This window comes from Citrobacter sp. Cpo089 (genome assembly GCF_030332695.1).
GTDB lineage: Bacteria > Pseudomonadota > Gammaproteobacteria > Enterobacterales > Enterobacteriaceae > Citrobacter > Citrobacter portucalensis.
On the sequence record NZ_JAOWHJ010000058.1, the window covers coordinates 1 to 25,040 of the forward strand.

The 25,040-nt window shown below is 54.2% G+C and carries 21 protein-coding genes, 1 other RNA gene and 1 pseudogene; 10 read left to right on the plus strand and 13 right to left on the minus strand.

All coding sequences use genetic code 11. The features are described from left to right. A pseudogene (locus OGX92_RS12680) lies at nucleotides 1-315 on the plus strand (IS1-like element IS1B family transposase); the annotation flags it as partial. A gap of 83 nt (nucleotides 316-398) precedes the next feature. After that, entirely contained in the window at nucleotides 399-1,832 is a 1,434-nt protein-coding gene (gene bglA / locus OGX92_RS12685; RefSeq protein ID WP_286586614.1) for a 6-phospho-beta-glucosidase BglA, read from the plus strand. Nucleotides 1,833-1,925: 93 nt separating this feature from the next. On the opposite strand, the gene OGX92_RS12690 is transcribed toward bglA, so the two are convergent. From OGX92_RS12690 to OGX92_RS12725, 8 genes are all read right to left on the minus strand, one after another. Further along, on the minus strand, nucleotides 1,926-2,669 hold the full coding sequence (locus tag OGX92_RS12690) for an SDR family oxidoreductase (protein WP_003825501.1): 744 nt from the start codon (nucleotides 2,667-2,669) through the stop codon (nucleotides 1,926-1,928). A gap of 77 nt (nucleotides 2,670-2,746) precedes the next feature. After that, nucleotides 2,747-5,620 carry an aminomethyl-transferring glycine dehydrogenase gene (gene gcvP / locus OGX92_RS12695; RefSeq protein WP_003825499.1) on the minus strand — a complete coding sequence of 958 codons (2,874 nt, stop codon included), beginning with the start codon at nucleotides 5,618-5,620 and terminating at the stop codon, nucleotides 2,747-2,749. 131 nt (nucleotides 5,621-5,751) lie between these two features. Then, nucleotides 5,752-6,141: a glycine cleavage system protein GcvH gene (gcvH, locus tag OGX92_RS12700; protein ID WP_003026965.1), complete on the minus strand. Its 390-nt coding sequence runs from the start codon at nucleotides 6,139-6,141 to the stop codon at nucleotides 5,752-5,754. 25 nt (nucleotides 6,142-6,166) lie between these two features. Beyond that, on the minus strand, nucleotides 6,167-7,261 hold the full coding sequence (gcvT, locus tag OGX92_RS12705; RefSeq protein WP_286586615.1) for a glycine cleavage system aminomethyltransferase GcvT: 1,095 nt from the start codon (nucleotides 7,259-7,261) through the stop codon (nucleotides 6,167-6,169). A 452-nt stretch (nucleotides 7,262-7,713) separates the two neighbouring features. Next, nucleotides 7,714-8,916: an FAD-dependent 2-octaprenylphenol hydroxylase gene (gene ubiI, locus OGX92_RS12710; protein WP_063940909.1), complete on the minus strand. Its 1,203-nt coding sequence runs from the start codon at nucleotides 8,914-8,916 to the stop codon at nucleotides 7,714-7,716. 115 nt (nucleotides 8,917-9,031) lie between these two features. Beyond that, nucleotides 9,032-10,210 (minus strand): 2-octaprenyl-6-methoxyphenyl hydroxylase, encoded by a 1,179-nt coding sequence (gene ubiH, locus OGX92_RS12715; protein WP_003825490.1) that lies wholly within the window; start codon nucleotides 10,208-10,210, stop codon nucleotides 9,032-9,034. Then, nucleotides 10,207-11,532 (minus strand): Xaa-Pro aminopeptidase, encoded by a 1,326-nt coding sequence (gene pepP, locus OGX92_RS12720; RefSeq protein ID WP_063940908.1) that lies wholly within the window; start codon nucleotides 11,530-11,532, stop codon nucleotides 10,207-10,209. The genes ubiH and pepP overlap by 4 nt, the downstream gene beginning before the upstream one ends. 24 nt (nucleotides 11,533-11,556) lie before the next feature. Beyond that, the gene (locus OGX92_RS12725; protein ID WP_003026978.1) at nucleotides 11,557-12,135 is read right to left on the minus strand and encodes a YecA/YgfB family protein; all 579 of its coding nucleotides are present in this window, start codon (nucleotides 12,133-12,135) and stop codon (nucleotides 11,557-11,559) included. Nucleotides 12,136-12,302: 167 nt separating this feature from the next. Between OGX92_RS12725 and zapA the strand changes: the two genes are divergently transcribed. The 3 genes from zapA (at nucleotide 12,303) to OGX92_RS12740 (ending at nucleotide 13,473) form a co-directional block, all read left to right on the plus strand. Further along, nucleotides 12,303-12,632, plus strand: coding sequence for a cell division protein ZapA (gene zapA, locus OGX92_RS12730; protein WP_003026980.1), 330 nt, complete (start codon nucleotides 12,303-12,305; stop codon nucleotides 12,630-12,632). A 41-nt stretch (nucleotides 12,633-12,673) separates the two neighbouring features. Continuing rightward, nucleotides 12,674-12,857, plus strand: a non-coding RNA gene (ssrS, locus tag OGX92_RS12735) — 6S RNA. 19 nt (nucleotides 12,858-12,876) lie between these two features. Beyond that, entirely contained in the window at nucleotides 12,877-13,473 is a 597-nt protein-coding gene (locus OGX92_RS12740) for a 5-formyltetrahydrofolate cyclo-ligase (protein ID WP_003825482.1), read from the plus strand. Between the two features lie 120 nt (nucleotides 13,474-13,593). Here the strand turns inward: OGX92_RS12740 and serA are convergent, their stop codons facing one another. Then, nucleotides 13,594-14,826, minus strand: coding sequence for a phosphoglycerate dehydrogenase (serA, locus tag OGX92_RS12745; protein ID WP_003825480.1), 1,233 nt, complete (start codon nucleotides 14,824-14,826; stop codon nucleotides 13,594-13,596). A 271-nt stretch (nucleotides 14,827-15,097) separates the two neighbouring features. Continuing rightward, nucleotides 15,098-15,757: a ribose-5-phosphate isomerase RpiA gene (rpiA, locus tag OGX92_RS12750; protein WP_003825479.1), complete on the minus strand. Its 660-nt coding sequence runs from the start codon at nucleotides 15,755-15,757 to the stop codon at nucleotides 15,098-15,100. A 170-nt stretch (nucleotides 15,758-15,927) separates the two neighbouring features. On the opposite strand from rpiA, the gene argP reads away from it, so the two are divergent. From argP to scpC, 5 genes are all read left to right on the plus strand, one after another. Beyond that, nucleotides 15,928-16,821, plus strand: coding sequence for a DNA-binding transcriptional regulator ArgP (gene argP / locus OGX92_RS12755; RefSeq protein ID WP_003825477.1), 894 nt, complete (start codon nucleotides 15,928-15,930; stop codon nucleotides 16,819-16,821). Between the two features lie 233 nt (nucleotides 16,822-17,054). Next, entirely contained in the window at nucleotides 17,055-19,199 is a 2,145-nt protein-coding gene (scpA, locus tag OGX92_RS12760; protein ID WP_164562490.1) for a methylmalonyl-CoA mutase, read from the plus strand. Continuing rightward, nucleotides 19,192-20,187, plus strand: a complete 996-nt coding sequence (meaB, locus tag OGX92_RS12765; RefSeq protein ID WP_003825474.1) for a methylmalonyl Co-A mutase-associated GTPase MeaB — start codon at nucleotides 19,192-19,194, stop codon at nucleotides 20,185-20,187. The genes scpA and meaB overlap by 8 nt, the downstream gene beginning before the upstream one ends. A 10-nt stretch (nucleotides 20,188-20,197) precedes the next feature. Beyond that, nucleotides 20,198-20,983, plus strand: coding sequence for a methylmalonyl-CoA decarboxylase (scpB, locus tag OGX92_RS12770; protein ID WP_003825473.1), 786 nt, complete (start codon nucleotides 20,198-20,200; stop codon nucleotides 20,981-20,983). A gap of 24 nt (nucleotides 20,984-21,007) precedes the next feature. Next, nucleotides 21,008-22,474 carry a succinyl-CoA:acetate CoA-transferase ScpC gene (gene scpC / locus OGX92_RS12775; protein ID WP_048225482.1) on the plus strand — a complete coding sequence of 489 codons (1,467 nt, stop codon included), beginning with the start codon at nucleotides 21,008-21,010 and terminating at the stop codon, nucleotides 22,472-22,474. Here the strand turns inward: scpC and srsR are convergent. The 3 genes from srsR to argO all read right to left on the minus strand — a co-directional run bounded on the left by srsR (nucleotide 22,471) and on the right by argO (nucleotide 24,966). Then, a complete protein-coding gene (gene srsR, locus OGX92_RS12780; protein ID WP_003026999.1) occupies nucleotides 22,471-23,367 on the minus strand; it encodes a LysR family transcriptional regulator SrsR in 897 nt (298 codons plus the stop codon). The two genes, scpC and srsR, sit on opposite strands and share 4 nt — an antisense overlap. Nucleotides 23,368-23,490: 123 nt before the next feature. Further along, the gene (locus tag OGX92_RS12785; RefSeq protein WP_003825465.1) at nucleotides 23,491-24,237 is read right to left on the minus strand and encodes an oxidative stress defense protein; all 747 of its coding nucleotides are present in this window, start codon (nucleotides 24,235-24,237) and stop codon (nucleotides 23,491-23,493) included. A gap of 93 nt (nucleotides 24,238-24,330) precedes the next feature. Further along, entirely contained in the window at nucleotides 24,331-24,966 is a 636-nt protein-coding gene (argO, locus tag OGX92_RS12790; protein ID WP_003027005.1) for an arginine exporter ArgO, read from the minus strand. Between the last annotated feature and the right edge of the window lie 74 nt (nucleotides 24,967-25,040).

Here is a 25,040-nt window from a genome sequence, read left to right on the forward strand (position 1 = left end):
GACAGGCTCCGGAAGACGGTTGTTGCGCACGTATTCGGTGAACGCACTATGGCGACGCTGGGGCGTCTTATGAGCCTGCTGTCACCCTTTGACGTGGTGATATGGATGACGGATGGCTGGCCGCTGTATGAATCCCGCCTGAAGGGAAAGCTGCACGTAATCAGCAAGCGATATACGCAGCGAATTGAGCGGCATAACCTGAATCTGAGGCAGCACCTGGCACGGCTGGGACGGAAGTCGCTGTCGTTCTCAAAATCGGTGGAGCTGCATGACAAAGTCATCGGGCATTATCTGAACATAAAACACTATCAATAAGTTGGAGTCATTACCTATCGTGACATTTATCTTTCCTTTGTTAGACTCAAAATCAGATTGTATTAATTTGAGACTGAGCGCAGATGAAAAAACTTACCTTACCAAAAGATTTTTTATGGGGTGGCGCGGTTGCGGCGCACCAGGTTGAAGGCGGCTGGAACAAAGGTGGCAAAGGCCCCAGCATTTGCGACGTACTGACCGGAGGGGCACACGGCGTTCCGCGAGAAATCACTCAGGAAGTTGAACCCGGTAAGTACTACCCCAACCACGAAGCTGTCGATTTTTACGGTCATTACAAAGAAGACATCAAGCTGTTTGCTGAGATGGGCTTCAAATGCTTCCGCACCTCAATCGCCTGGACCCGTATCTTCCCCAAAGGGGATGAAAGCCAGCCGAATGAAGAAGGGCTAAAGTTCTACGACGACATGTTCGATGAACTGCTGAAGTACAACATCGAACCGGTCATCACCCTTTCCCACTTTGAAATGCCGCTGTACCTTGTTCAACAGTACGGTAGCTGGACCAATCGTAAAGTCGTCGATTTCTTTGTCCGATTTGCTGAAGTCGTTTTTGAGCGCTACAAACACAAGGTCAAATACTGGATGACCTTTAACGAGATCAATAACCAGCGCAACTGGCGCGCACCGCTGTTTGGTTATTGCTGCTCCGGCGTGGTGTATACCGAGCATGAAAACCCGGAAGAAACCATGTACCAGGTGCTGCATCACCAGTTCGTGGCCAGCGCTCTGGCAGTGAAAGCCGCACGCCGCATCAACCCGGAAATGAAAGTCGGCTGCATGCTGGCGATGGTGCCACTGTACCCGTTCTCCTGTAAGCCTGAAGATGTGATGTTCGCGCAGGAATCGATGCGTGAGCGCTACGTTTTCACCGATGTTCAGCTGCGCGGCTACTATCCATCATATGTACTGAACGAGTGGGAACGCCTCGAATTCAATATCCGAATGGAAGCCGGAGATGAGCAAATCCTGCGTGAAGGCACCTGTGACTATCTCGGATTCAGTTACTACATGACCAACGCGGTAAAAGCGGAAGGCGGCAGCGGCGATGCCATTTCTGGTTTTGAGGGCAGCGTACCGAACCCGCACGTAAAAGCGTCCGACTGGGGCTGGCAGATTGATCCGGTCGGTCTGCGTTACGCCTTATGTGAACTGTATGAGCGCTATCAGAAACCGCTATTTATCGTAGAAAACGGATTTGGTGCCTACGACAAAGTGGAAGAAGACGGCAGCATCAACGACGACTATCGCATCGACTATTTGCGCGCCCACGTTGAAGAGATGATGAAAGCGGTAACCTATGATGGCGTAGACCTGATGGGCTACACGCCGTGGGGCTGCATCGACTGTGTCTCGTTCACCACCGGTCAGTACAGCAAACGTTACGGCTTTATCTACGTGAACAAACACGACGACGGCACCGGCGATATGTCGCGTTCACGCAAGAAAAGTTTTAACTGGTACAAAGAGGTGATTGCCAGCAACGGCGAGAAACTTTGATTTTTTGCCGGATGGCGGCGTAAACGCCTTATCCAGCCTACAGATTAAATTCCCGTAGGCTGGATAAGCATAGCGCCATCCGGCGATTAAATCCTACTTCCCGCCAGCCAGTTCCAGAAAACTTCCCGTTACGTAGGACGCCTTCTCGCTCAGCAGCCAGGTAATCGCCTGCGCGACCTCCTCCGGTTGTCCGCCGCGCTGCATAGGCAACATCGATTTCACGCGATCGACCCTTCCCGGCTCGCCGCCTGATGCGTGCATTTCAGTGTAGATAAGACCAGGTCGCACGCAGTTTACGCGGATCCCTTGCGCCGCAACCTCCAGCGCAAGGCCGGTGGTGAGCGTGTCCACAGCGCCTTTTGAGGCTGCGTAATCAACATATTCGAATGGCGCACCAAGCCGCGATGCAGCCGAAGAGACATTTACAATCGCCCCGCCTTGCCCTCCGTGTTTGAACGACATCCGCTTTACCGCTTCCCGACAACACAAAAAATAGCCGGTAACATTGGTCGCCAGCACGCGGTTAATTCTTTCAGCGGTTAGGCTTTCCACCGTGCTCTGTTCAAACAAAATCCCGGCATTATTCACTAACGCAGTCAGTGGTTCACCTTCGCGGTCAATAGATTCAAACATTGCCACAACCTGGCTTTCATCGCTGATATCAGCCCGTAGAGCAAACGCCTTTCCCCCGGCAGCGACAATGGTATTCACCACCTCCGTTGCCGCACGGATATTGTGATGAAAGTTAACCGCAACCGTGTAACCCTCTTGCGCTAACTGCAGCGCAGTTGCCCGCCCGATGCCGCGACTGCCGCCAGTAACCAGTGCGATTCCCATGGATACCTCCAGATATGAAAAAGCCGGGAGGCGACTTCGCCTTACCCGGCCTACAAAAGCTTTACTGCGCGGAAAAGTTACTGATATTCGCTCATCGGCACGCAGGAGCAGAACAGGTTACGGTCACCGTAAACATCATCAAGGCGTTTCACGGTCGGCCAGTATTTGTTCGCCACACCAGCCGGGAAGACGGCGATTTCGCGGCTATAACCGTGATTCCACTCCGCGACAAGCTCGTTTTGCGTGTGCGGCGAGTTAACCAGCGGGTTATCTTCCAGTGACCATTCACCGGCTTTCACGCGATCGATTTCAGCGCGGATTGCCAGCATCGCATTGATAAAGCGATCAAGTTCCACTTTGCTTTCAGATTCAGTCGGTTCAACCATCAGGGTACCCGCGACCGGGAATGACATAGTCGGCGCATGGAAACCGTAATCGATCAGACGCTTGGCAATATCCAGTTCGCTGATGCCGGTCTCTTCTTTCAGTGGGCGAATGTCGAGAATACATTCATGCGCCACGCGACCGTCGCGACCGGTATACAGTACCGGATAAGCATCTTTCAGACGGCTGGCAATGTAGTTAGCGTTAAGGATAGCCACCTGGCTTGCCTGCTTCAGACCTTCTGCGCCCATCATACGGATGTACATCCAGCTGATTGGCAGAATAGATGCGCTACCGAACGGCGCCGCAGAAACTGCGCCCTGACGGGTGAGCATTCCTTCAATCTGCACTACGCTGTGACCCGGTACGAACGGTGCCAAATGTGATTTGACGCCAATCGGTCCCATACCTGGGCCGCCGCCGCCGTGCGGAATGCAGAATGTTTTATGCAGGTTGAGGTGCGAGACATCTGCGCCGATAAAGCCTGGCGTGGTGATCCCAACCTGAGCGTTCATGTTCGCGCCATCAAGGTAAACCTGGCCGCCAAACTGGTGTACAACGTCGCACACTTCACGGATCGTTTCTTCATACACGCCGTGAGTAGACGGATAGGTCACCATGATGCAGGAGAGGTTCGCAGCATGTTGTTCTGCTTTTGCTCGCAGATCGTCCAGGTCAATGTTGCCGTTCTTATCACAGGCGACAACCACTACCTGCATCCCCGCCATCTGTGCGGATGCCGGATTGGTGCCGTGGGCAGAAGCCGGGATCAGACAGATATCGCGATGGCCTTCGTTACGGCTTTCGTGATAGTGACGAATCGCCAGCAGACCCGCATACTCGCCCTGCGCGCCGGAGTTCGGCTGCATGCAGACGGCGTCATAACCGGTCAGTTTTACCAGCCACTCGGAAAGCTGGCCGATCATCTGGTGATAACCTTCTGCCTGCTCTGGCGGGCAGAACGGGTGAAGTTCAGCGAATTCCGGCCAGGTGATAGGGATCATCTCGGCGGCAGCGTTCAGCTTCATGGTGCAAGAACCCAGCGGGATCATTGCCTGGTTCAGCGCCAGATCTTTGCGCTCCAGCGAGTGCATGTAGCGCATCATCTCGGTTTCGCTGTGATAGCGATTAAACACCGGATGGCTGAGGATCGCATCGTCACGCAGCATGCTGTCCTGAATGGAACGGCTGTCGAGCGCCACATCTTTATCCAGCGTATCGATATTCAAACCGTGGCTGTCGCCCAGCAGAACATTGAACAACTGCACCACGTTTTCACGGGTGGTGGTTTCATCAAGCGTAATACCTACCGCGTTATGGATATCGCTACGCAGGTTGATTTCTGCCGCTTCGGCACGCGCCAGCACAGCCGCTTTGTCGGCCACTTCAACACACAGAGTGTCGAAGTAGTGCGCATGGCGCAGCTTCAGCCCTTTCTGCTGCAGACCGGCCGCCAGAATATCAGTCAGGCGGTGGATGCGATTAGCGATACGTTTCAGGCCAACCGGACCATGATAAACGGCATACAGGCTGGCGATGTTGGCCAGCAGAACCTGCGAGGTACAAATGTTGGAGTTCGCTTTCTCGCGGCGGATATGCTGCTCGCGAGTCTGCATCGCCATGCGCAGTGCGGTATTGCCCGCAGCATCTTTCGATACGCCGATAATACGGCCTGGCATGGAGCGTTTGAATTCGTCTTTAGCGGCGAAGAATGCCGCGTGTGGGCCGCCGTAACCCATCGGAACGCCGAAGCGTTGCGCAGAGCCGAAAACAATATCCGCGCCCTGTTTGCCCGGTGCAGTCAGCAGTACCAGCGCCATAAAGTCGGCAGCGACACTGACCACAACTTTACGGGATTTCAGCTCGGCAATCAGTTTGCTGTAGTCGTGCACTTCACCGGTGGTGCCAACCTGCTGCAACAGCACGCCAAACACATCCTGGTGATCCAGAGCTTTCGCCGCGTCATCAACAATGACGTCAAAGCCAAAGGTTTCTGCACGGGTGCGAACCACGTCCAGCGTTTGCGGGTGAACATCAGCCGCCACAAAGAAACGGTTGGCATTTTTCAGTTTGCTGACACGTTTGGCCATCGCCATGGCTTCAGCAGCCGCAGTGGCTTCATCCAGCAGAGAAGCAGAAGCCATATCCAGGCCCGTCAGGTCCAGTGTGACCTGTTGGAAGTTCAGCAGAGCTTCCAGTCGTCCCTGGGAGACTTCCGGCTGATACGGCGTATATGCGGTGTACCAGCCTGGGTTTTCCAGCATGTTACGCAGAATAACCGGTGGCAACTGCACGGCGGTGTAGCCCATGCCAATGTAGGACGTGAAGCGCTTGTTACGCCCGGCGATGGCTTTTAATTCAGCCAGCGCAGCGTATTCGGTCGCCGCCTCGCCCACCTGTGGCGGGGTTGCGAGCTGAATGTCTTTCGGCACAATCTGGCCGATCAGCGCGTTTAACGACTCGGCGCCAACCGCATTCAGCATCTCTTGCTGCTGCGCGGCGTCCGGTCCGATGTGGCGTTCAATGAAAGCGCCGCTGTTTTCAAGCTGGCTTAACGTCTGTGTCATGGGCGATGGTTCCTGAAACGTGCAGTGAATCGTGATGGTCTCTGTCTACGTGCCCGGTGGCGCTAGCGCTTACCGGGCCTACGCATGCTTTGTAGGCCGGATAAGCGCAGCGCCATCCGGCAAAAGTGTATTTACTCGTCTTCTAACAAAGCTTCGTATGCGGTCGCATCCAACAGCGATTCAATTTCGCTTTCATCGCTGGCTTTGATTTTGAAAATCCAGCCACCCGCATACGGCTCGCTGTTGACCAGTTCCGGGGAGTCGCTGAGCGCATCGTTAACCGCAACAATCTCACCGCCTACTGGCGCATAGATATCGGATGCCGCTTTTACGGACTCCGCAACGGCGCAATCATCGCCCGCGCTGACGGTGGCGCCAACTTCTGGCAGGTCAACGAAAACCATGTCACCTAACAGCTCCTGAGCGTGTTCGGTGATACCAACGGTGTAAGAGCCGTCAGCTTCTTTGCGCAGCCATTCGTGTTCTTTGCTGTATTTCAGTTCTGCAGGTACGTTGCTCATCAATCAATCTCCAAAAAAGGATGAATTACGCGACGGCTTTGCCGTTACGCACAAAAACAGGTTTAGTCACTTTTACCGGCATTTCACGGTTACGGATCTGTACGATCGCAGTCTCACCGATACCCGCAGGCACACGCGCCAACGCGATGCTGTAACCCAGGGTTGGGGAGAATGTGCCACTGGTGATAATGCCTTCATGCTGGTTGCCAGAAGCATCGGTGAAACGCACCGGCAGTTCATTACGCAGCACGCCCTTCTCAGTCATCACCAGCCCGACCAGCTGTTCGTGGCCTTTTTCACGCTGCATTTCCAGCGCTTCACGACCAATAAAGTCGCGGTCAGCCGGTTCCCACGCGATGGTCCAGCCCATGTTGGCCGCCAGCGGAGAAATACCTTCGTCCATCTCCTGGCCATACAGGTTCATACCCGCTTCCAGACGCAGGGTGTCACGCGCGCCGAGACCGCAAGGTTTGACACCAGCCTGAACCAGCGCACGCCAGAAATCTGCCGCCTTTTCATTCGGCATGGCAATTTCATAACCTGCTTCGCCGGTATAACCGGTGGTTGCGATAAACAAATCACCTGCCTGAACGCCGAAAAACGGCTTCATGCCTTCAACCGCATGACGCTGCTCGTCAGTAAACAACGTAGCTGCTTTTTCCTGCGCGTTTGGCCCCTGCACCGCAATCAGCGACAGGTCGTCACGAACGGTGATGTCGATGGCGTAAGGTTCAGCGTGTTGGGTAATCCAGGAGAGGTCTTTTTCGCGGGTGGCGGAGTTTACAACGAGGCGGAAGAAATCTTCAGTGAAGTAGTAGACAATCAGGTCATCTATCACGCCGCCCGAAGCGTTGAGCATCCCGGAGTAGAGGGCTTTACCCGTCTTCGTTAGCTTCGAGACGTCGTTTGCCAGCAGATAACGCAAGAACTCCCGGGTGCGGCTACCGCGCAGGTCGACGATGGTCATATGCGACACATCAAACATTCCGGCGTCGGTGCGAACAGCATGGTGTTCATCGAGCTGAGAACCGTAATGCAGTGGCATCATCCAGCCATGGAAATCGACCATGCGCGCGCCACATAGCGTGTGTTGTTCGTACAAAGGAGTCTGTTGAGCCATCTTTTCCTCGTTGAATAAGCGGGGCTACCAACTCTTTCGCGGTGAAATTTTCGCCACGAAACCCAGCACCGCAGCCGCTCCAGGGGCTACGACGCAAACGTTCTCTTTGTCCTGAACTTACCACCGAAACAGACGCTAAACCATAAGTCAAAATTAACCATCACATTAGCTTATGGCGAAAAACAGCCAGATCGCTAACAGAATAAAACTCCATACACATAACAATTAATCAGAACAACAAACGAATATAAGCGCAAAATTACAGCACCAATCCATATTAAATGTGGAAAAAATGTCAAAAATGGCGTTATGAAAAAAACGTAAAATTAGAAAAACTAATGCGAAAAAAGGCGTGAAATTAGATTATTTCAAATGAGAGAAGCCCCCCGACGCGCAGGCCGGGAGAGGAAAGTGTGACGGGTCTCAAACTCTTAAGATTGTCCTTACGGACACTAACGTAACCACTCGGGAAGATCGTTCAGTCCCATCGCCTGACGGATGAGTTGTGGTTTTACGCCCGGCAGGGTATCGGCCAGTTTCAGACCGATATCACGTAGCAGTTTTTTCGCCGGATTCTCGCCTGCAAACAGTTCACGGAAACCCTGCATCCCCGCCAGCATCAGCGCTGCGCTATGCTTACGGCTGCGCTCGTAGCGGCGTAAATAGAGATACTGACCAATATCTTTTCCCTGACGCTGTAGCCGCTTAAGCTCATCGATCAGTTCCGCCGCATCCATAAAGCCAAGGTTAACCCCCTGACCCGCCAGCGGGTGGATGGTATGCGCCGCATCCCCCACCAGCGCCAGACGATGGGCCGCGAACTGGCGGGCATAACGTCCCGTCAGCGGAAACGCCTGACGTTCGCTTTCAAGGCTGCACAGCCCCAGACGATTATCAAAGGCGATATTCAGCGCCTGATTAAACTCGTCAACGCTTGCCTGCTGCATACGTTCTGCTTCCTGCGGCGAGAGCGACCAGACGATAGAGCACAGGTGCGGATCGCTGAGTGGCAGGAATGCCAGAATCCCCTCGCCATGAAACGCCTGACGCGCAACCGCACCGTGAGCTTCCTGCGTACGGATAGTCGCCACCAGCGCATGATGACGGTAGTCCCAGAAGGTGAGCGGAATGTCCGCTTTATTGCGCAGCCAGGAATTAGCGCCATCGGCACCGACGACCAGACGCGCCGTCAGCATTGTGCCATCTTTGAGGCTCAGAAATGCCTCGTTCTCGCCCCAGGCCACCTGCTGTATTTCAGCTGGCGCCATCATCGTAATATCCGCTGAACGCTGCGCCTTTTGCCACAGCGCATAATGGATTTCTGAGTTTTCAACGATGTGACCCAAATGGCTGTAGCCCATGCTCTGGTCATCAAACGCAATACGTCCAAAGCTGTCTTTGTCCCAGACTTCCATGCCGTGGTAGCAGCAAGCGCGACGAGCAACAATGTCGGACCAGACGCCAAGACGGGTAAGCAGTTTTTCGCTGGCTGCATTAATGGCCGAAACGCGAAGCTGAGGAGGAGCATCCGCCGCCAACGGCTGCGGAACATGTTGTTCTAACACCGCAACGCGCAACCCGCTGCCCTGCAGGCCGCAGGCAACCGCCAGTCCCACCATGCCGCCACCAACAATTGCTACATCAACACTTTGCACTGTTTATACCTCGAAACCTGTAATCCGTAGGCCTGATAAGCGCAGCGCCATCAGGCATTTTTGCGGGGACCCTTGCCGGATGTCGGCGTTGCCTTATCCGACCTACAGGTCATATTTATCGTGCAACCCAACCCAGGGTCCGCTCCGCCAGCGCATCGCGCGCAGGGGTGAATAATTCCATCGCCATCAACCCGACATTGCGCCCAACAACCAGCGGGGCCCAGTGATTGGCAAACAAATACACTAAATTGTTGGTCACACCAATCGTCGTCTCGCGATCGCGCTCGCGGCGCTGCTGATAACGTGCCAGCACCGCATAATCACCGACATCTTCCGCGCCGTTTTGCGCCTGCGTCAGCGTCTCAGCAAGGCTCATTACATCGCGCAGGCCAAGGTTGAAACCTTGCCCGGCAATGGGATGCAGCGTCTGGGCGGCGTTCCCTACCAGCACGGTACGATGGGTAATCGCTTTCAGCGCCGTAGTTAACGAAAGCGGATAAGCGCTGCGTTTACCAGCCTGGGTAATACGTCCCAGTCGCCAGCCAAAAGCGGTTTGTAGTTCACGGCAAAACTGTTCGTCGGACCAGGTCATGATCTCATCACGCTGCTCCAGTGGATGGCACCACACCAGCGAGCAGCGACCGTCAGACATTGGCAGCATTGCCAGCGGGCCATATTGCGTGAAGCGTTCAAACGCTCGCCCGTCGTGCGGTACAGAGGTCGTGACGTTGGCAATCACCGCCAGTTGCTCATAAGGCTGTTGCAGCCAGTCAACACCGCAGGCAGTCGCCAGTGCGGAACGCGTGCCGTCAGCAGCCACCAGCAGGCGACCGGTAATCATTTCACCATTCTCCAGCGTCACTTCAACGCGCTCCTGCGTGCGCGACACGCTGGCTACGCGGTCGGGGCAGTGCAATGTGACACCCGGTGCTTTGCGCAGCAGCGCAAACAGACGCAGCCCGACGTCGTGCAGTTCTACCACCTGGCCCAGAGCTGGAATACGGTATTCCTGCGCATCCAGCGTCACAAATCCGGCATGGCCGCGATCGCTGACGTGAACCGTTTTAATGGCCGTTGCGCAATCGGCAATCGCCTGCCATACGCCAATTCGCGCCAGCTGTTGGCAGGTTCCTGCCGCCAGCGCGATCGCCCGGGCGTCAAACCCGGGATGGCGGTCAGTTTCAGGTTCGCTCGCTTCTATCAGATGAACCGGCAGAGTCCCATGGCTGAGCTGAGAAATGGCCAGCGCCAGCGTCGCGCCAACCATACCACCACCAACGATAATCACACTCATTGCAGTCGCGCCGCAGCCATTAAGGCTTCAATGTCATCAGCTTTCTTCACTACGCTGGCGGTCAGGTTTTCATTGCCGTCCTCGGTGATGAGGATGTCATCCTCAATACGAATGCCGATACCACGATAAGCCGGTGGTACATCAGCATCCGGCGCGATATACAGTCCCGGTTCGACGGTGAGTACCATTCCCGGCTCAAGAATACGTGAGCGGTCCTGACCATAAACGCCGACGTCGTGCACATCCAGACCCAGCCAGTGACTTAGACCATGCATAAAGAATGGGCGGTGCGCATTTTCGGTAATCAACTGATCGACATCACCGTGCAGAATGCCAAGCTGCACCAGGCCCGTAATCATGATACGCACCACTTCGCCAGTGACTTCCTGAATGGACGTTCCGGGACGATACAGACGCAGGCTGGTCTCTAAGGATTCCAGTACGATATCGTAGATTTCACGCTGTGCTGGGGTAAATTTACCGTTTACCGGGAAGGTACGCGTAATGTCACCCGCATAGCCTTTGTATTCACAGCCAGCGTCAATCAGCACCAAATCGCCATCGCGCATTTCACTTTCATTTTCGGTGTAATGCAGGATACAGCCGTTTTCACCGCTGCCGACAATCGTGTTATAGGACGGATAACGCGCGCCATGACGGGTAAATTCATGGTGAATCTCCCCTTCTAACTGGTATTCAAACATTCCCGGACGGCATTTTTCCATCGCGCGGGTATGCGCCAGTGCGGTGATTTCTCCGGCACGACGCATGACCGCGATTTCTTCCGGTGATTTGAACAGGCGCATTTCATGCACCATCGGACGCCAGTCGATAATCGCGGCAGGCGCGTGCAGATTTTGTCTGGAGCCTTTGCGCAGTTTATCCAGCGCCGTGCACACAATCTCGTCGGCCCAGGCATACTCGCCCTGGGCGTGGTATACCGCGTCCAGACCATTGAGCAGCAAATACAGCTGTTGATTGATTTCACTGAAGGCCAGCGCCCGGTCAACGCCAAGTTTTGCCGGGGCAGCATCCTGGCCTAGACGGCGGCCAAACCAGATCTCCGCCGTCAGATCGCGAACCCGATTGAACAAAACGCTGTGGTTATGAGTGTCATCACTTTTGATCAGCACCAGCACGGCTTCAGGTTCGTTAAAACCGGTGAAGTACCAGAAATCACTGCTTTGGCGGTAAGGGTATTCACTGTCCGCGCTACGCGTCGTTTCCGGTGCGGCAAAAATCAGCGCGGCGCTGCCGGGCTGCATTTGTGCCAGTAAAGCCTGGCGACGACGCTGGAATTCTTGCTGAGATATCTCGCTCATCACACTCTCCTTTGCGTTTCGTTCTTAGTGCAGAGTCGGTTTACGGACTTCCGGCGCGGTCGGCTGCTGACGCGTAAACGTGTCATGACACAGCAAGGCGGCTACGCGCACGTATTCGATGATCTCTTCGAGCGACATTTCCAGCTCTTCCTGATCTTCGTCTTCGTCATATCCCAATTGAGCGATATTGCGCAGGTCGTCAATCGCTTCCCCGGTTTCGCCGGTCACTTTGTCGAGCTTCGGTTGCGTGACGCCAAGGCCCAGTAAAAAGTGGTTTACCCATCCCGCCAGCGCATCGGCGCGATCGAACACGCTGACGTCATCCCCTTCAGGCAGATAAAGCTGAAAAAGGAAGCCGTCGTCTTCGAGGGCATCACTGGTGGCTGAGTGCATTTTCAGCAGCGCCTGAGCCAGCTCGTGACCAAAGGCCAGACCTTCGTTCGTCAGGTCGTGCAGCAGCGGCTGCCATGAGCTGTCGTTATTTCCGCCGCAAATCATTCCGCTTATCAAGCCGTGCATTTCGGCCGGGGTTAATCCAGCCCCTTGTTGGTTCAAAAACTGGCTAACTTCGTTGTAACCAGGCATTTCGTTCTGTATAGACATAAGCATTCGTCATCAAAGGGAGGAATATTCATGGTATGCTACCACTTTGGACCCTGGTGGACCAGAAAAGGGCTTGTATCTTGATACCAGGGTAGCTATAGTGTCGCCCCTTCGCGGACCCACGGTCTGGAGACGAAGGCAGCGCAGTCAATCAGCAGGAAGGTGGCATGTCTGCACAACCCGTCGATATCCAAATATTTGGCCGTTCACTGCGAGTGAATTGCCCGCCTGAACAAAGGGATGCGTTGAATCAGGCTGCGGACGATCTCAATCAGCGATTGCAAGATCTGAAAGTTCGCACTAGAGTCACAAATACTGAGCAGTTGGTTTTCATCGCCGCGTTGAACATCAGCTATGAATTAACTCAGGAAAAAGCGAAGACGCGTGAGTACGCGGCGAGCATGGAACAACGTATTCGGATGCTACAACAGACCATCGAACAGGCGTTGCTTGATCAGGGTCGCATAACCGAAAAAACGGGCCAAAACTTTGAATAACACTTTTCGGTTTACTGTGGTAGAGTGACCGTGAAGACAAAATTTCTCTGAGATGTTTGCAAGCGGGCCAGTCCCCTGAGCCGATATTTCATACCACAAGAATGTGGCGCTCCACGGTTGGTGAGCATGCTCGGCCCGTCCGAGAAGCCTTAAAACTGTGACGACGCATTCACCTTGAACCAAGGGTTCAAGGGTTACAGCCTGCGGCGGCATCTCGGAGATTCCCTTCTACCTGGCAACAGCCATGACATTACTTTCTGAACTCCCTTTATCCCGGCAAGAAATCCGTCAACTGATTCGGCAGCGTCGTCGTGCGCTTACTTCCGAACAGCAACGACAATACGGTCAGCAAGCCGCGACCCGAATGCTCAGTTATCCCCCTGTTGTACTCGCTCATACCGTGGCGGTATTCCTCTCGTTCGATGGCGAACTCGATACCCAGCCGCTAATAGATCAGCTGTGGCGAGCGGGCAAGCGCGTCTATCTTCCAGTTCTTCATCCCTTCAGCCCTGGCAACCTGCTGTTCCTGCACTATCATCCGCACAGCGACCTGGTAACCAATCGCTTAAAGATCCAGGAACCACGACTTGATGTACGTGACGTATTGCCGCTCTCACAACTGGATGTACTGATTACGCCGTTAGTGGCGTTTGATGAGGTCGGGCAACGCCTGGGTATGGGCGGTGGATTTTATGACCGTACGTTGCAAAACTGGCAGCAGCATAAGATCCAGCCCGTAGGCTACGCGCACGATTGTCAGCGAGTGGAAAAGCTGCCTGTCGAAGAATGGGATATCCCACTGCCTGCGGTGGTGACGCCATCCAAAATCTGGGAGTGGTAGCTTTTTTTGCCAATTACGGCAAGGCTCGAAAACAGAATGTATGCGTGACAGGAAGAGATTTTGAGGCCGGGAAATCAGAGGGAAGATGGGCAGGTCAACCGCCTGCCCATGTAGATGAAATCAGTACAGCAGACGAGCGCGAATGGTTCCCGGAAGGGCTTTCATCGCCAGCAGCGCTTTCTCTGCCACATCTTCATCCGCTTCAATATCAATAACCACGTAACCTACCTGTGCGGAAGTCTGCAGATACTGCGCGGCAATGTTGACGCCCTGCTCGGCAAAAATCTGGTTCAGCGCAGTCAGTACGCCCGGACGGTTTTCGTGAATGTGCATCAGACGACGACCGCCGTGCAGCGGCAGCGAAACTTCCGGGAAGTTAACTGCAGACAGCGTAGAGCCGTTGTCGGAATACTTGGTCAGTTTCCCAGCCACTTCCAGACCGATGTTTTCCTGTGCTTCCAGCGTTGAACCACCAATGTGCGGCGTCAGGATCACGTTGTCGAAATCACACAGCGGCGAAGTGAAAGGATCGCTGTTGGTTGCCGGCTCGGTTGGGAATACGTCGATTGCTGCCCCTGCCAGGTGCTTGGTCGCTAACGCGTCGCACAGCGCAGGAATATCAACAACTGTGCCGCGTGCGGCGTTAATCAGCAGCGCGCCTGGTTTCATCAAGGCAATCTCACGCGCGCCCATCAGATTTTTGGTGGAGGCATTTTCCGGTACGTGCAAACTGACCACGTCGCTCATATTGAGCAGGTCGGAAAGATGCTGCACCTGCGTGGCGTTGCCGAGCGGGAGTTTATTTTCAATATCATAGAAATAGACGTGCATCCCCAGCGATTCCGCCAGAATGCCTAGCTGAGTACCAATGTGGCCGTAGCCGATGATCCCCAGTTTTTTGCCACGCGCTTCAAACGAGCCGGTAGCCAGTTTATTCCACACGCCGCGGTGTGCTTTGGCGTTTGCTTCGGGTACGCCGCGTAGCAGGAGCAGCAGTTCGCCAATCACCAGTTCCGCAACGGAACGCGTGTTAGAGAATGGCGCATTAAACACGGGGATCCCGCGCTTTGCCGCAGCGCTGAGATCAACCTGGTTGGTGCCGATACAGAAGCAGCCAATCGCGACCAGTTTCTCTGCGGCGTCAATCACATCTTCAGTCAGATGGGTACGGGATCGCAGGCCAATGAAGTGGGCATCACGGATGGACTCTTTCAGTTGTTCAGTGTCCAGAGCGCCTTTATGAAACTCGATGTTGGTATAACCTGCTGCACGAAGGCTTTCGAGCGCTTTTTGATGCACGCCTTCAACCAGCAGAAATTTAATCTTATCTTTCTCCAGTGATACCTTTGCCATTTCCCCGACCCTGTCTTTTTTTGTTCAAACTGATGTGTTGTGTGTGGGATTTTCATCCGTCTCTTCAACATATCAAAAAATAATATTGCGGCAATATGAACGTTTGCGTCGCCGTGCTGAAGAAATGTCATTCAGAGAGAAATGTCAGAGGAAAATACTGGCGATAACTTTTTCTTTGGAGAGATCGGCAGGACAATATTATAAACGTGACACAAGTCACCAAATTTGCCCTGCCAAAATTTTTTTAACGGGAGAAGACACTCCCGTCAGATCATTTTACGATAGTTTTCACGCCGTCTGGCGTACCGATCAGCGCGACATCCGCACCACGGTTGGCAAACAGACCGACGGTTACCACGCCCGGAATCGCATTGATGGCGTTTTCCATCGCGATGGCATCGAGGATCTCCAGACCGTGTACATCAAGGATCACGTTACCATTGTCCGTCACTACGCCCTGACGGTATTCAGGACGACCGCCCAGCTTCACCAACTGGCGAGCCACAGCGCTGCGCGCCATTGGGATCACTTCAACCGGCAGCGGGAAGTTACCGAGAATATCGACTTCTTTGGACGCGTCGGCAATGCAGATAAATTTCTTCGCCACGGAAGCAATAATTTTTTCACGGGTCAACGCTGCGCCGCCGCCCTTGATCATCTGCATGTGGCCGTTGATTTCATCCGCGCCGTCAACGTATACGCCGAGGCTGTCCACTTCGTTAAGATCGAACACGTGGATACCGAGGCTTTTGAGTTTTTCGGTTGAAGCGTCCGAACTGGATACCGCACCTTCAATCTGACCTTTCATTGTGCCCAGCGCATCAATAAAGTGTGCGGCTGTTGAACCTGTACCTACGCCCACAATGGTACCGGGCTGTACATACTGAAGTGCCGCCCATCCTACTGCTTTTTTCAGTTCATCCTGCGTCATGATCGTTTCGCCTGTGGTGTGAATATGGTGGGAAAATTCACGCGCATTATAGAACATTGTGCAGAAAAATGTTCCCACACCCGCTCGCAAGCGGCGGATTTCGTCTTTACCCAACCTAAATTTGTGTCATAGTGCAGAACAAGCAAAATTTTCAGGAGTGCGTCAAAGCAATGAAACGTCCGGACTACAGAACACTACAAGCACTGGATGCGGTTATTCGTGAACGAGGATTTGAGCGCGCGGCGCAAAAGCTGTGCATCACGCAATCCGCGGTTTCACAGCGCATAAAACAGCTTGAGAATATGTTCGGACAACCGCTGCTGGTGCGTACCGTACCACCACGCCCAACCGAACAGGGGCAAAAACTACTGGCGCTTTTGCGTCAAGTTGAACTGCTGGAAGACGAGTGGCTGGGTGATGAACAAACCGGTTCGACGCCGCTGCTGCTCTCACTGGCGGTGAACGCCGACAGTCTGGCGACCTGGTTGCTTCCGGCGCTGGCTCCGGTACTGGCAAATTCGCCGATTCGGCTTAACTTGCAGGTTGAGGATGAAACCCGAACTCAGGAACGTCTGCGTCGTGGTGAAGTGGTCGGTGCGGTGAGTATTCAACATCAGGCGCTGCCAAGCTGTCTGGTGGATAAACTCGGCGCGCTGGACTACCTGTTTGTTGGCTCTAAACCTTTCGCCGAGCGTTATTTCCCTAACGGCGTCACCCGCTCTGCCCTGCTGAAAGCTCCAGCGGTAGCGTTTGACCATCTTGATGATATGCACCAGGCGTTCCTGCAACAAAACTTCGACCTGCCGCCGGGCAGCGTGCCGTGCCATATCGTTAACTCGTCTGAAGCCTTTGTTCAATTGGCGCGTCAGGGAACGACCTGCTGCATGATCCCCCACTTGCAGATTGAGAAAGAACTGGAAAGCGGCGAGCTTATCGACTTAACGCCGGGCCTGTTCCAGCGCCGGATGCTGTACTGGCACCGTTTTGCGCCGGAAAGCCGCATGATGCGCAACGTCACCGATGCGCTGCTGGCCTATGGTCACAACGTACTGCGTCAGGATTAAACCGCTCATAACCTCTGAGTGCCGGATGGTGGCGTAACGCCCTATCCGGCCGACAAGTCTTTTACCCTCTTTTCATGCTATTCCCGCCACGTCTTTGAAATAAATCACAAAATCAAACACGCCACGCGGCAAAAAACGACGCCCTGTTGGCTATTTTTTGCTGGCGACAAGCCAAATCAAAAAGCTCACCGTATTCGCAAAGATTCAACTTATTGCGTAATACGGAGCAAAAAATGGCAAACGTGCAGGAGTGGCAAACACTCGCCAATAAAGAACTCAGTCGACGGGAAAAAACCGTCGAGTCGCTGGAAAGACAGACGGCGGAAGGGATTGCCATCAAGCCGCTGTACACCGAAGAAGACCTCGATAATCTGGAAGTCACGGGCACCCTTCCCGGTCTGCCGCCTTACGTGCGTGGCCCGCGCGCCACCATGTATACCGCGCAGCCGTGGACCATTCGTCAATACGCTGGTTTCTCTACCGCCAAAGAGTCCAACGCCTTTTACCGCCGCAACCTCGCCGCCGGGCAAAAAGGGCTTTCCGTCGCCTTTGACCTTGCCACCCATCGTGGATATGACTCTGACAACCCGCGCGTGGCGGGTGACGTCGGCAAAGCGGGCGTGGCGATCGATACCGTCGAAGATATGAAGATACTGTTCGACCAGATCCCGCTGGATAAGATGTCGGTATCGATGACCATGAACGGCGCGGTTCTACCGGTGCTGGCGTTTTATATCGTCGCTGCAGAAGAACAAGGCGTAACGCCGGAACAACTCACCGGAACCATTCAGAACGATATTCTGAAAGAGTACCTGTGCCGCAACACCTACATTTATCCACCAAAACCGTCCATGCGCATTATCGCCGACATCATCGCCTGGTGCTCCGGCAACATGCCGCGCTTTAACACCATCAGCATCAGCGGCTATCACATGGGTGAAGCCGGAGCGAACTGCGTGCAGCAGGTAGCGTTTACGCTGGCAGACGGTATTGAATACATCAAAGCCGCACTCTCCGCCGGACTAAAAATTGATGACTTCGCCCCGCGCCTGTCGTTCTTCTTCGGTATCGGCATGGATCTGTTTATGAACGTCGCCATGCTGCGCGCAGCGCGCTATTTGTGGAGTGAAGCGGTCAGTAGCTTTGGTGCGACCAACCCGAAATCTCTCGCTCTGCGTACCCACTGCCAGACGTCCGGCTGGAGCCTGACCGAGCAGGACCCGTACAACAACGTGGTGCGTACTACCATTGAAGCACTCGGCGCTACGCTTGGCGGTACCCAGTCGCTGCATACCAACGCCTTTGATGAAGCGCTCGGTCTGCCCACCGATTTCTCCGCCCGTATTGCGCGTAATACGCAAATCATCATTCAGGAAGAATCAGAGATCTGCCGCACCGTCGATCCGCTGGCCGGATCGTATTACGTCGAGTCACTCACCGATCAAATCGTGAAGCAGGCACGCACGATCATCAAACAGATTGATGAGGCAGGCGGCATGGCGAAAGCGATCGAAGCCGGGCTCCCTAAACGGATGATCGAAGAAGCTTCCGCGCGTGAACAGTCGCTGATCGACCAGGGTAAGCGCGTTATCGTCGGCGTCAATAAGTACAAGCTGGATAAAGAAGACGAGACGTCGGTATTGGAGATCGACAACGTGAAGGTGCGCAACGAGCAGATTGCCTCGCTGAAACATATCCGCACCACCCGCGACAACGATGCCGTCAAGACCGCGCTATCCGCGCTGACCCACGCCGCGCAACATAATGAAAACCTGCTGGCTGCTGCCGTCAACGCCGCCCGTGTTCGCGCCACGCTGGGTGAAATCTCCGACGCGCTGGAAGTCGCTTTTGATCGGTATCTGGTTCCCAGCCAGTGCGTCACCGGAGTGATTGCGCAAAGCTATCATCAGTCTGATAAATCCGCCGATGAGTTCGATACCATCGTTGCGCAAACCGAACAGTTCCTCGCGGAAAATGGCCGCCGCCCGCGTATTCTGATCGCCAAGATGGGTCAGGACGGCCACGATCGCGGCGCGAAGGTGATCGCCAGCGCCTACTCCGATCTCGGCTTTGATGTCGATCTCAGCCCGATGTTCTCCACACCGGAAGAGATCGCCCGCCTGGCGGTAGAAAACGATGTGCATGTGATTGGTGCCTCATCGCTGGCCGCCGGCCATAAAACGCTGATCCCGGAACTGGTTACCGCACTCAAAAAATGGGGGCGTGAAGATATCTGCGTGGTAGCAGGAGGTGTTATTCCGCCGCAGGATTACGCTTTCCTGCACGAACATGGCGTGGCAGCCATTTATGGCCCCGGCACACCAATGCTCGACAGCGTCCGCGATGTGTTAACCCGTATCAGTCAGCATCATGATTAACGCCGCCACGCTTGAAGATACCGTCCGTCGTTTGCGACTCGGTGAACGGGCTACGCTCGCCCAGGCGATGACGCTGGTCGAAAGCAACCACCCGCGCCACCAGCCGCTGAGTACGCAATTGCTGGACGCGATTATGCCGTTCACCGGTAACGCCCTGCGCTTAGGGATCACCGGTACGCCGGGCGCGGGCAAAAGCACTTTCCTGGAAGCATTCGGCATGTTGCTTATCCGCCACGGATTACGGGTAGCGGTGATCGCCGTCGATCCCAGCAGCCCGGTCAGCGGCGGCAGCATTCTTGGCGATAAAACCCGCATGACGGAGCTGGCCCGCGCCGAATCTGCGTTTATTCGACCGGTCCCTTCCAGCGGTCATTTAGGCGGTGCCAGCCAGCGCGCCCGGGAATTAATGCTGCTGTGCGAAGCGGCTGGCTTTGACGTGGTGATTGTAGAAACCGTCGGCGTAGGGCAGTCAGAAACCGAAGTCGCAGGCATGGTGGATTGCTTTATCTCACTGCAAATCGCTGGCGGTGGCGACGATTTACAGGGCATCAAAAAAGGCCTGATGGAAATGGCGGATCTGGTCGTCATCAATAAGGACGACGGTGATAACCATACCAGCGTGGCCATCGCCCGCCATATGTACGAATCCGCCCTGCATATTCTGCGTCGTAAATATGACGAGTGGCAGCCGCGGGTATTAACCTGTAGCGCCCTGGAAAAACGCGGCATTGAGGAGGTCTGGCAAGCAATAACCGATTTTAAAACGTGCCTGACCGCCAGCGGTAAACTGGGAAAAGTTCGCCAGCAGCAGGCGGTGGACTGGTTACACCAGCAGGCTGAAGAAGAAGCCCTGCATCTGTTGTTTGCCCGCACTGATTTCGACCGCTATTTCCAGCAGACGCTACAGGCCGTCAAAAACAATGATCTTTCGCCACGCACCGGTCTGCGGCACATCAGCGAATTTATTCAGCATCATTACTTTCAATAAAGAGAACATTATGTCTTATCAATACGTCAACGTGGTCATCATCCAGAAAGTCGCGGTTATTGAGTTCAATTACGCCCGCAAGCTCAATGCCCTGAGTAAAGTGTTTATTGACGATCTGATGCAGGCGCTGAGCGATCTCAATCGTGCGGACATTCGCTGCATCATTCTGCGCGCCCCGAGCGGGGCCAAAGTGTTTTCTGCCGGGCATGATATTCATGAACTCCCGACCGGACGTCGCGATCCGCTCTCCTATGACGATCCGCTGCGTCAGATAACCCGTATGATCCAAAAATATCCGAAACCGGTGATCTCCATGGTCGAAGGCAGCGTCTGGGGCGGCGCGTTTGAAATGATCATGAGTTCCGATCTCATCATCGCCGCTGAAACGTCCACCTTCTCAATGACCCCAGTCAACCTTGGCGTACCGTATAACCTGGTGGGCATCCACAACCTGACCCGCGACGCTGGTTTTCACATCGTTAAAGAGCTGATTTTTACCGCTTCACCCATCACCGCTCAACGCGCCATGGCGGTCGGGATCCTTAACCATGTCGTGCCCGTCGAGGAACTGGAAGATTTCACTCTGCAAATGGCGCACCACATCTCGGAAAAAGCACCGCTGGCCATCGCCGTCATCAAAGAAGAACTTCGCGTGCTGGGTGAAGCGCACACCATGAATTCCGATGAGTTCGAGCGTATTCAGGGCATGCGCCGCGCGGTGTACGACAGCGAGGATTATCAGGAAGGGATGAACGCGTTTATGGAAAAACGTAAACCTAATTTTGTTGGCCATTAATCTCGTCCGAGGAAGGAGACGGCCATGAAACGGATGAGCGCCGAACAGGCGGCAGAAATTATCCAGCACGATGATATGGTGGCGTTTAGCGGCTTTACCCCTGCGGGTTCACCCAAAGCGTTACCCAGCGCAATTGCCCAACGCGCCTGCGAACGGCATCAGAACGGGCAGCCTTTTCAGATCCGCCTGCTGACCGGAGCATCAATTGGTGCCGCCGCTGATGATGTTCTATCCGCGGCGGATGCCGTTTCCTGGCGTGCGCCTTATCAAACGTCATCGGGCCTGCGCGAGAAAATTAATCAGGGCCAGGTGAGGTTTGTCGATCTCCATTTGAGTGAAGTGGCGCAAATGGTTAATTACGGTTTTTTTGGCGAAATCGATGTTGCCGTCATTGAAGCCTCCGCTATCGCGCCAGATGGCCGGATTTGGCTTTCCAGCGGTATTGGCAATGCACCCACCTGGCTGCTGCGGGCGAAAAAGGTGATAATCGAGCTGAATCATTACCATAATCCGCGTGTGGCGGAGTTTGCCGACATCGTGATACCCGGTGCGCCACCACGGCGTAACAGCGTACCCATTTTTCATACCATGGATCGCGTAGGCAGTCAGTGCGTACAGATAGACCCCAAAAAGGTGGTTGCGGTGGTGGATACCGAGCTGCCCGATGCCGGAAATGCGGCGGATAAAACCAATCCGGTCAGCCAGCAAATTGCCGATAACGTCGTCACTTTCCTGCTGGCAGAAATGGCTCACAAACGTATTCCAGCTGAGTTTCTACCCTTACAAAGCGGCGTGGGCAATATCAACAACGCGGTAATGGCGCGACTGGGCGAGAACCCGGATATCCCGCCCTTTATGATGTATTCGGAGGTGTTGCAGGAGTCGGTGGTGCATCTGCTGGAAACGGGCAAGATAACAGGTGCCAGCGCCTCCAGCCTGACCATTTCAGCCCCGTCGCTACAGAAGATTTACGACAACATGGACTTCTTCGCCAGCCGGATTGTGCTGCGCCCGCAGGAGATCTCCAATAACCCAGAGATCATCCGTCGGCTGGGGGTTATTGCGCTCAACGTCGGTCTGGAGTTTGATATCTACGGCCATGCCAATTCCACGCACGTTGCGGGGGTGAACCTGATGAATGGCATCGGCGGCAGCGGGGATTTCGAGCGCAATGCCTACCTGTCTATCTTTATGGCGCCGTCGATTGCCAAAGGCGGGAAAATCTCCACCATCGTACCGATGTGCAGCCATGTCGACCACAGCGAACATAGCGTTAAAGTGATCGTGACCGAACAAGGGATTGCCGATCTGCGTGGGCTATCTCCGATGCAGCGGGCGCACACGATTATCGATAACTGTGCACACCCTCTTTACCGGGATTATCTGCACCGCTATCTGGAGAAAGCGCCCGGCGGGCATATCCATCACGATCTCAGCCATGCGTTCGATCTGCATCGCAACCTTCTCGAGACTGGATCGATGCTCGGTTAACTTGCGCTACCGTCACGATCTTCAGCAATATGCTGGAGCATGGTGGCGGTATAGCGATGATTTTTCAGCGAATAGAGAAACTCCTGCATATACATGGGGCTGCCGGGTGCATCGAAATACTTTAACGTCGACGGGTTCACCAGCCGCCAGGCGAAGTGAGGGATTACCGTCAAAAACTGCCCGCGCTCTACCGCGCTAATCTTGGCCATAAAGCTATACGGACGGTAGATAATCGTCGGGTTGATCCCGCAGGGTCGCATGTATGCATCCAGCATCGCCTCAAAGTTGGCGCGATTCTGGAAGCGCATTTGCAGCCAGGGCAGCTCACGCAGCAGATCCTGCGGCTGTTTTTCTTCGTAGCGCCGGGAAACGAGAAACCCCAGACGCAGCGGAGGCAGCTCGCTAATCGCCAGATTCTCCAGTTCCTGGACGCGGGGGGAAACGTGCTGCGGCGAGATAATAAAATCCAGTTTGCGATCGAACAGGTTATCAATCACCCCATTCTCGCTGAATTCAACGGCCTGAGCCGTCACGCCGTCATACTTGTCACCAAGGCTAATCAACTGGTCAAAAATAATCGTTGGGTAGGTATTGTCGATACCGATGACGATTTCCCGCGAGCGGCGAGAGGCGTTATGGATTTCGTTATCAATGGCAGAAAGGCGCTGATAAACGGGAAACAGCTTCTGATACAGTTCCTGTCCGGCTTTATTCAGACTGATGTTGTTATCTTTGCGGGTAAACAGCGTATAGCCGATTTGATCCTCCAGTGCGGCAATGCTTTTACCGAAAGGCGATGCGGTCATATGTATTTTTTCTGCCGCTCTGGCAATGTTATTGGTTTGCGCCAGCAGAATGAAATTACGCATCTTTTTCGAGATAAAAATATCCATAGCGTCCCCTTAAAAATCGCTATGGCCTATCCTCATTACGGCGAAAAAAAAGACTGGATGTGGGGTCTCATTTTTACAGTTGCTCACAGAAAAAACCCGGCTGGAAAGCCGGGTCTGCAATGATTACTGGGTTTTGGCTGGCGTTGCTGCTGGCTGCCCCGCCGTCGGCTCAATCTGGAAGACCACATCAACCTGATCGTCAAACTGAATAACCGGCTGTTCGTAGGTTTCCTGAGCGGATGTCGCAGGCGCTGCATCTGCTTTCATCATCCGTACCATCGGGCTCGGTTGATAATTGGAAACGTGGTAACGCACGCTGTAAACGGGCCCCAATTTGCTGTTAAAGCCCGCAGCTAACTGCTCAGCCTGATGAATAGCATCATCAATTGCTGCTTTACGCGCTTTATCTTTGTAAGTATCCGGCTGGGCAACGCCAAGCGATACCGAACGGATCTCATTCAGACCGGCCTTCAGCGCACCATCAAGCAGCGCGTTGAGTTTGTCCAACTGACGCAGCGTGACCTCAACGGTACGTACCGCACGATAGCCTTTAAGGACGCTTTTACCATTCTGGTAGTCGTAGTCCGGCTGGGTGCGCAGGTTTGCCGCGCTAATATCTTTCTTCGCTATCTGGTTCTGTTCAAGGAAGGACAGATATTGCGCCACGCGCTCATCTGCCTGCTTCTTCGCTGAAGCCGCATCCTTTGCAGCAACGTTCACTTCAATCGCCAGAGTAGCGATGTCTGGTGTCGCATCCACGCTTGCCGTTCCGGAAGTCACGATGTGCGGTCCATTTGGCAACTCATTTGCCTGTACCGATAGTGCGCTGAATCCGACTAATGCCGCCAGGGCCATTATTTTGAACTTCACGGTCGTTCCTCCATGTTTCATTAATTACCCCGAAACTCAGGGCACATGCAGGCAAGCTTAGCCGATCTCGCTGCGTTGTCCATCAGACAACACTTAGTTGAACAACGCATGAACGTGCGCAACACCTTCTTTTGCCAACTGAAAAGCGATAAACCACATCACCAATCCTACCAGGGTATTGATGATCCGCTGTGCTTTAGCAGTGCGCAAACGCGGAGCGAGCCAGGCCGCCAGCAATGCCAGGCCGAAGAACCACAGGAACGAAGCGCTGACGGTACCCAGCGCAAACCAGCGCTTAGGCTCAACGTCCAGTTGGCCTCCCAGACTCCCCAGCACCACAAAGGTATCCAGGTAAACATGGGGGTTGAGCCATGTCACCGCCAGCATAGTAGCGATAATTTTCCAGCGGCCCTGCTTCATCACCTCGGCGCTGGCCAGTTCCAGGTTACTGCTCATCGCCGTTTTTAACGCCCCGAAACCGTACCAGAGTAAAAATGCCACCCCACCCCAGGTGACAAGCGCCATCAGCCATGGTGACTGCATCAGCAAGGCGCTACCGCCAAAGATCCCCGCGCAAATCAGCACTAAGTCGCTGATAGCGCAGAGTAAAGCAATCATGATGTGATACTGGCGACGGATCCCCTGATTCATCACGAAGGCGTTTTGCGGACCGAGCGGAAGTATCATAGCCGCACCAAGTGCAAGCCCTTGAAAATAATACGATAACACGTTAATCATCCCGAACTGTTTCTCTTAGGAGCAGACTATAGCGCGGGGAAAACATTAGCGGAAATGGATAATTT

Bases quoted from the DNA above. Each gene is read 5' to 3' on its own strand.
- scpC (WP_048225482.1), top strand. From the start codon at position 21,008: ATGAAACGGATGAGCGCCGAACAGGCGGCAGAAATTATCCAGCACGAT.
- gcvP (WP_003825499.1), bottom strand. From the start codon at position 5,620: ATGACACAGACGTTAAGCCAGCTTGAAAACAGCGGCGCTTTCATTGAA.
- gcvH (WP_003026965.1), bottom strand. From the start codon at position 6,141: ATGAGCAACGTACCTGCAGAACTGAAATACAGCAAAGAACACGAATGG.
- rpiA (WP_003825479.1), bottom strand. From the start codon at position 15,757: ATGACGCAGGATGAACTGAAAAAAGCAGTAGGATGGGCGGCACTTCAG.
- gcvT (WP_286586615.1), bottom strand. From the start codon at position 7,261: ATGGCTCAACAGACTCCTTTGTACGAACAACACACGCTATGTGGCGCG.
- bglA (WP_286586614.1), top strand. From the start codon at position 399: ATGAAAAAACTTACCTTACCAAAAGATTTTTTATGGGGTGGCGCGGTT.
- OGX92_RS12725 (WP_003026978.1), bottom strand. From the start codon at position 12,135: ATGTCTATACAGAACGAAATGCCTGGTTACAACGAAGTTAGCCAGTTT.
- OGX92_RS12740 (WP_003825482.1), top strand. From the start codon at position 12,877: ATGACATTACTTTCTGAACTCCCTTTATCCCGGCAAGAAATCCGTCAA.
- scpA (WP_164562490.1), top strand. From the start codon at position 17,055: ATGGCAAACGTGCAGGAGTGGCAAACACTCGCCAATAAAGAACTCAGT.
- OGX92_RS12690 (WP_003825501.1), bottom strand. From the start codon at position 2,669: ATGGGAATCGCACTGGTTACTGGCGGCAGTCGCGGCATCGGGCGGGCA.
- zapA (WP_003026980.1), top strand. From the start codon at position 12,303: ATGTCTGCACAACCCGTCGATATCCAAATATTTGGCCGTTCACTGCGA.
- argP (WP_003825477.1), top strand. From the start codon at position 15,928: ATGAAACGTCCGGACTACAGAACACTACAAGCACTGGATGCGGTTATT.
- serA (WP_003825480.1), bottom strand. From the start codon at position 14,826: ATGGCAAAGGTATCACTGGAGAAAGATAAGATTAAATTTCTGCTGGTT.
- scpB (WP_003825473.1), top strand. From the start codon at position 20,198: ATGTCTTATCAATACGTCAACGTGGTCATCATCCAGAAAGTCGCGGTT.
- srsR (WP_003026999.1), bottom strand. From the start codon at position 23,367: ATGGATATTTTTATCTCGAAAAAGATGCGTAATTTCATTCTGCTGGCG.
- pepP (WP_063940908.1), bottom strand. From the start codon at position 11,532: ATGAGCGAGATATCTCAGCAAGAATTCCAGCGTCGTCGCCAGGCTTTA.
- ubiH (WP_003825490.1), bottom strand. From the start codon at position 10,210: ATGAGTGTGATTATCGTTGGTGGTGGTATGGTTGGCGCGACGCTGGCG.
- meaB (WP_003825474.1), top strand. From the start codon at position 19,192: ATGATTAACGCCGCCACGCTTGAAGATACCGTCCGTCGTTTGCGACTC.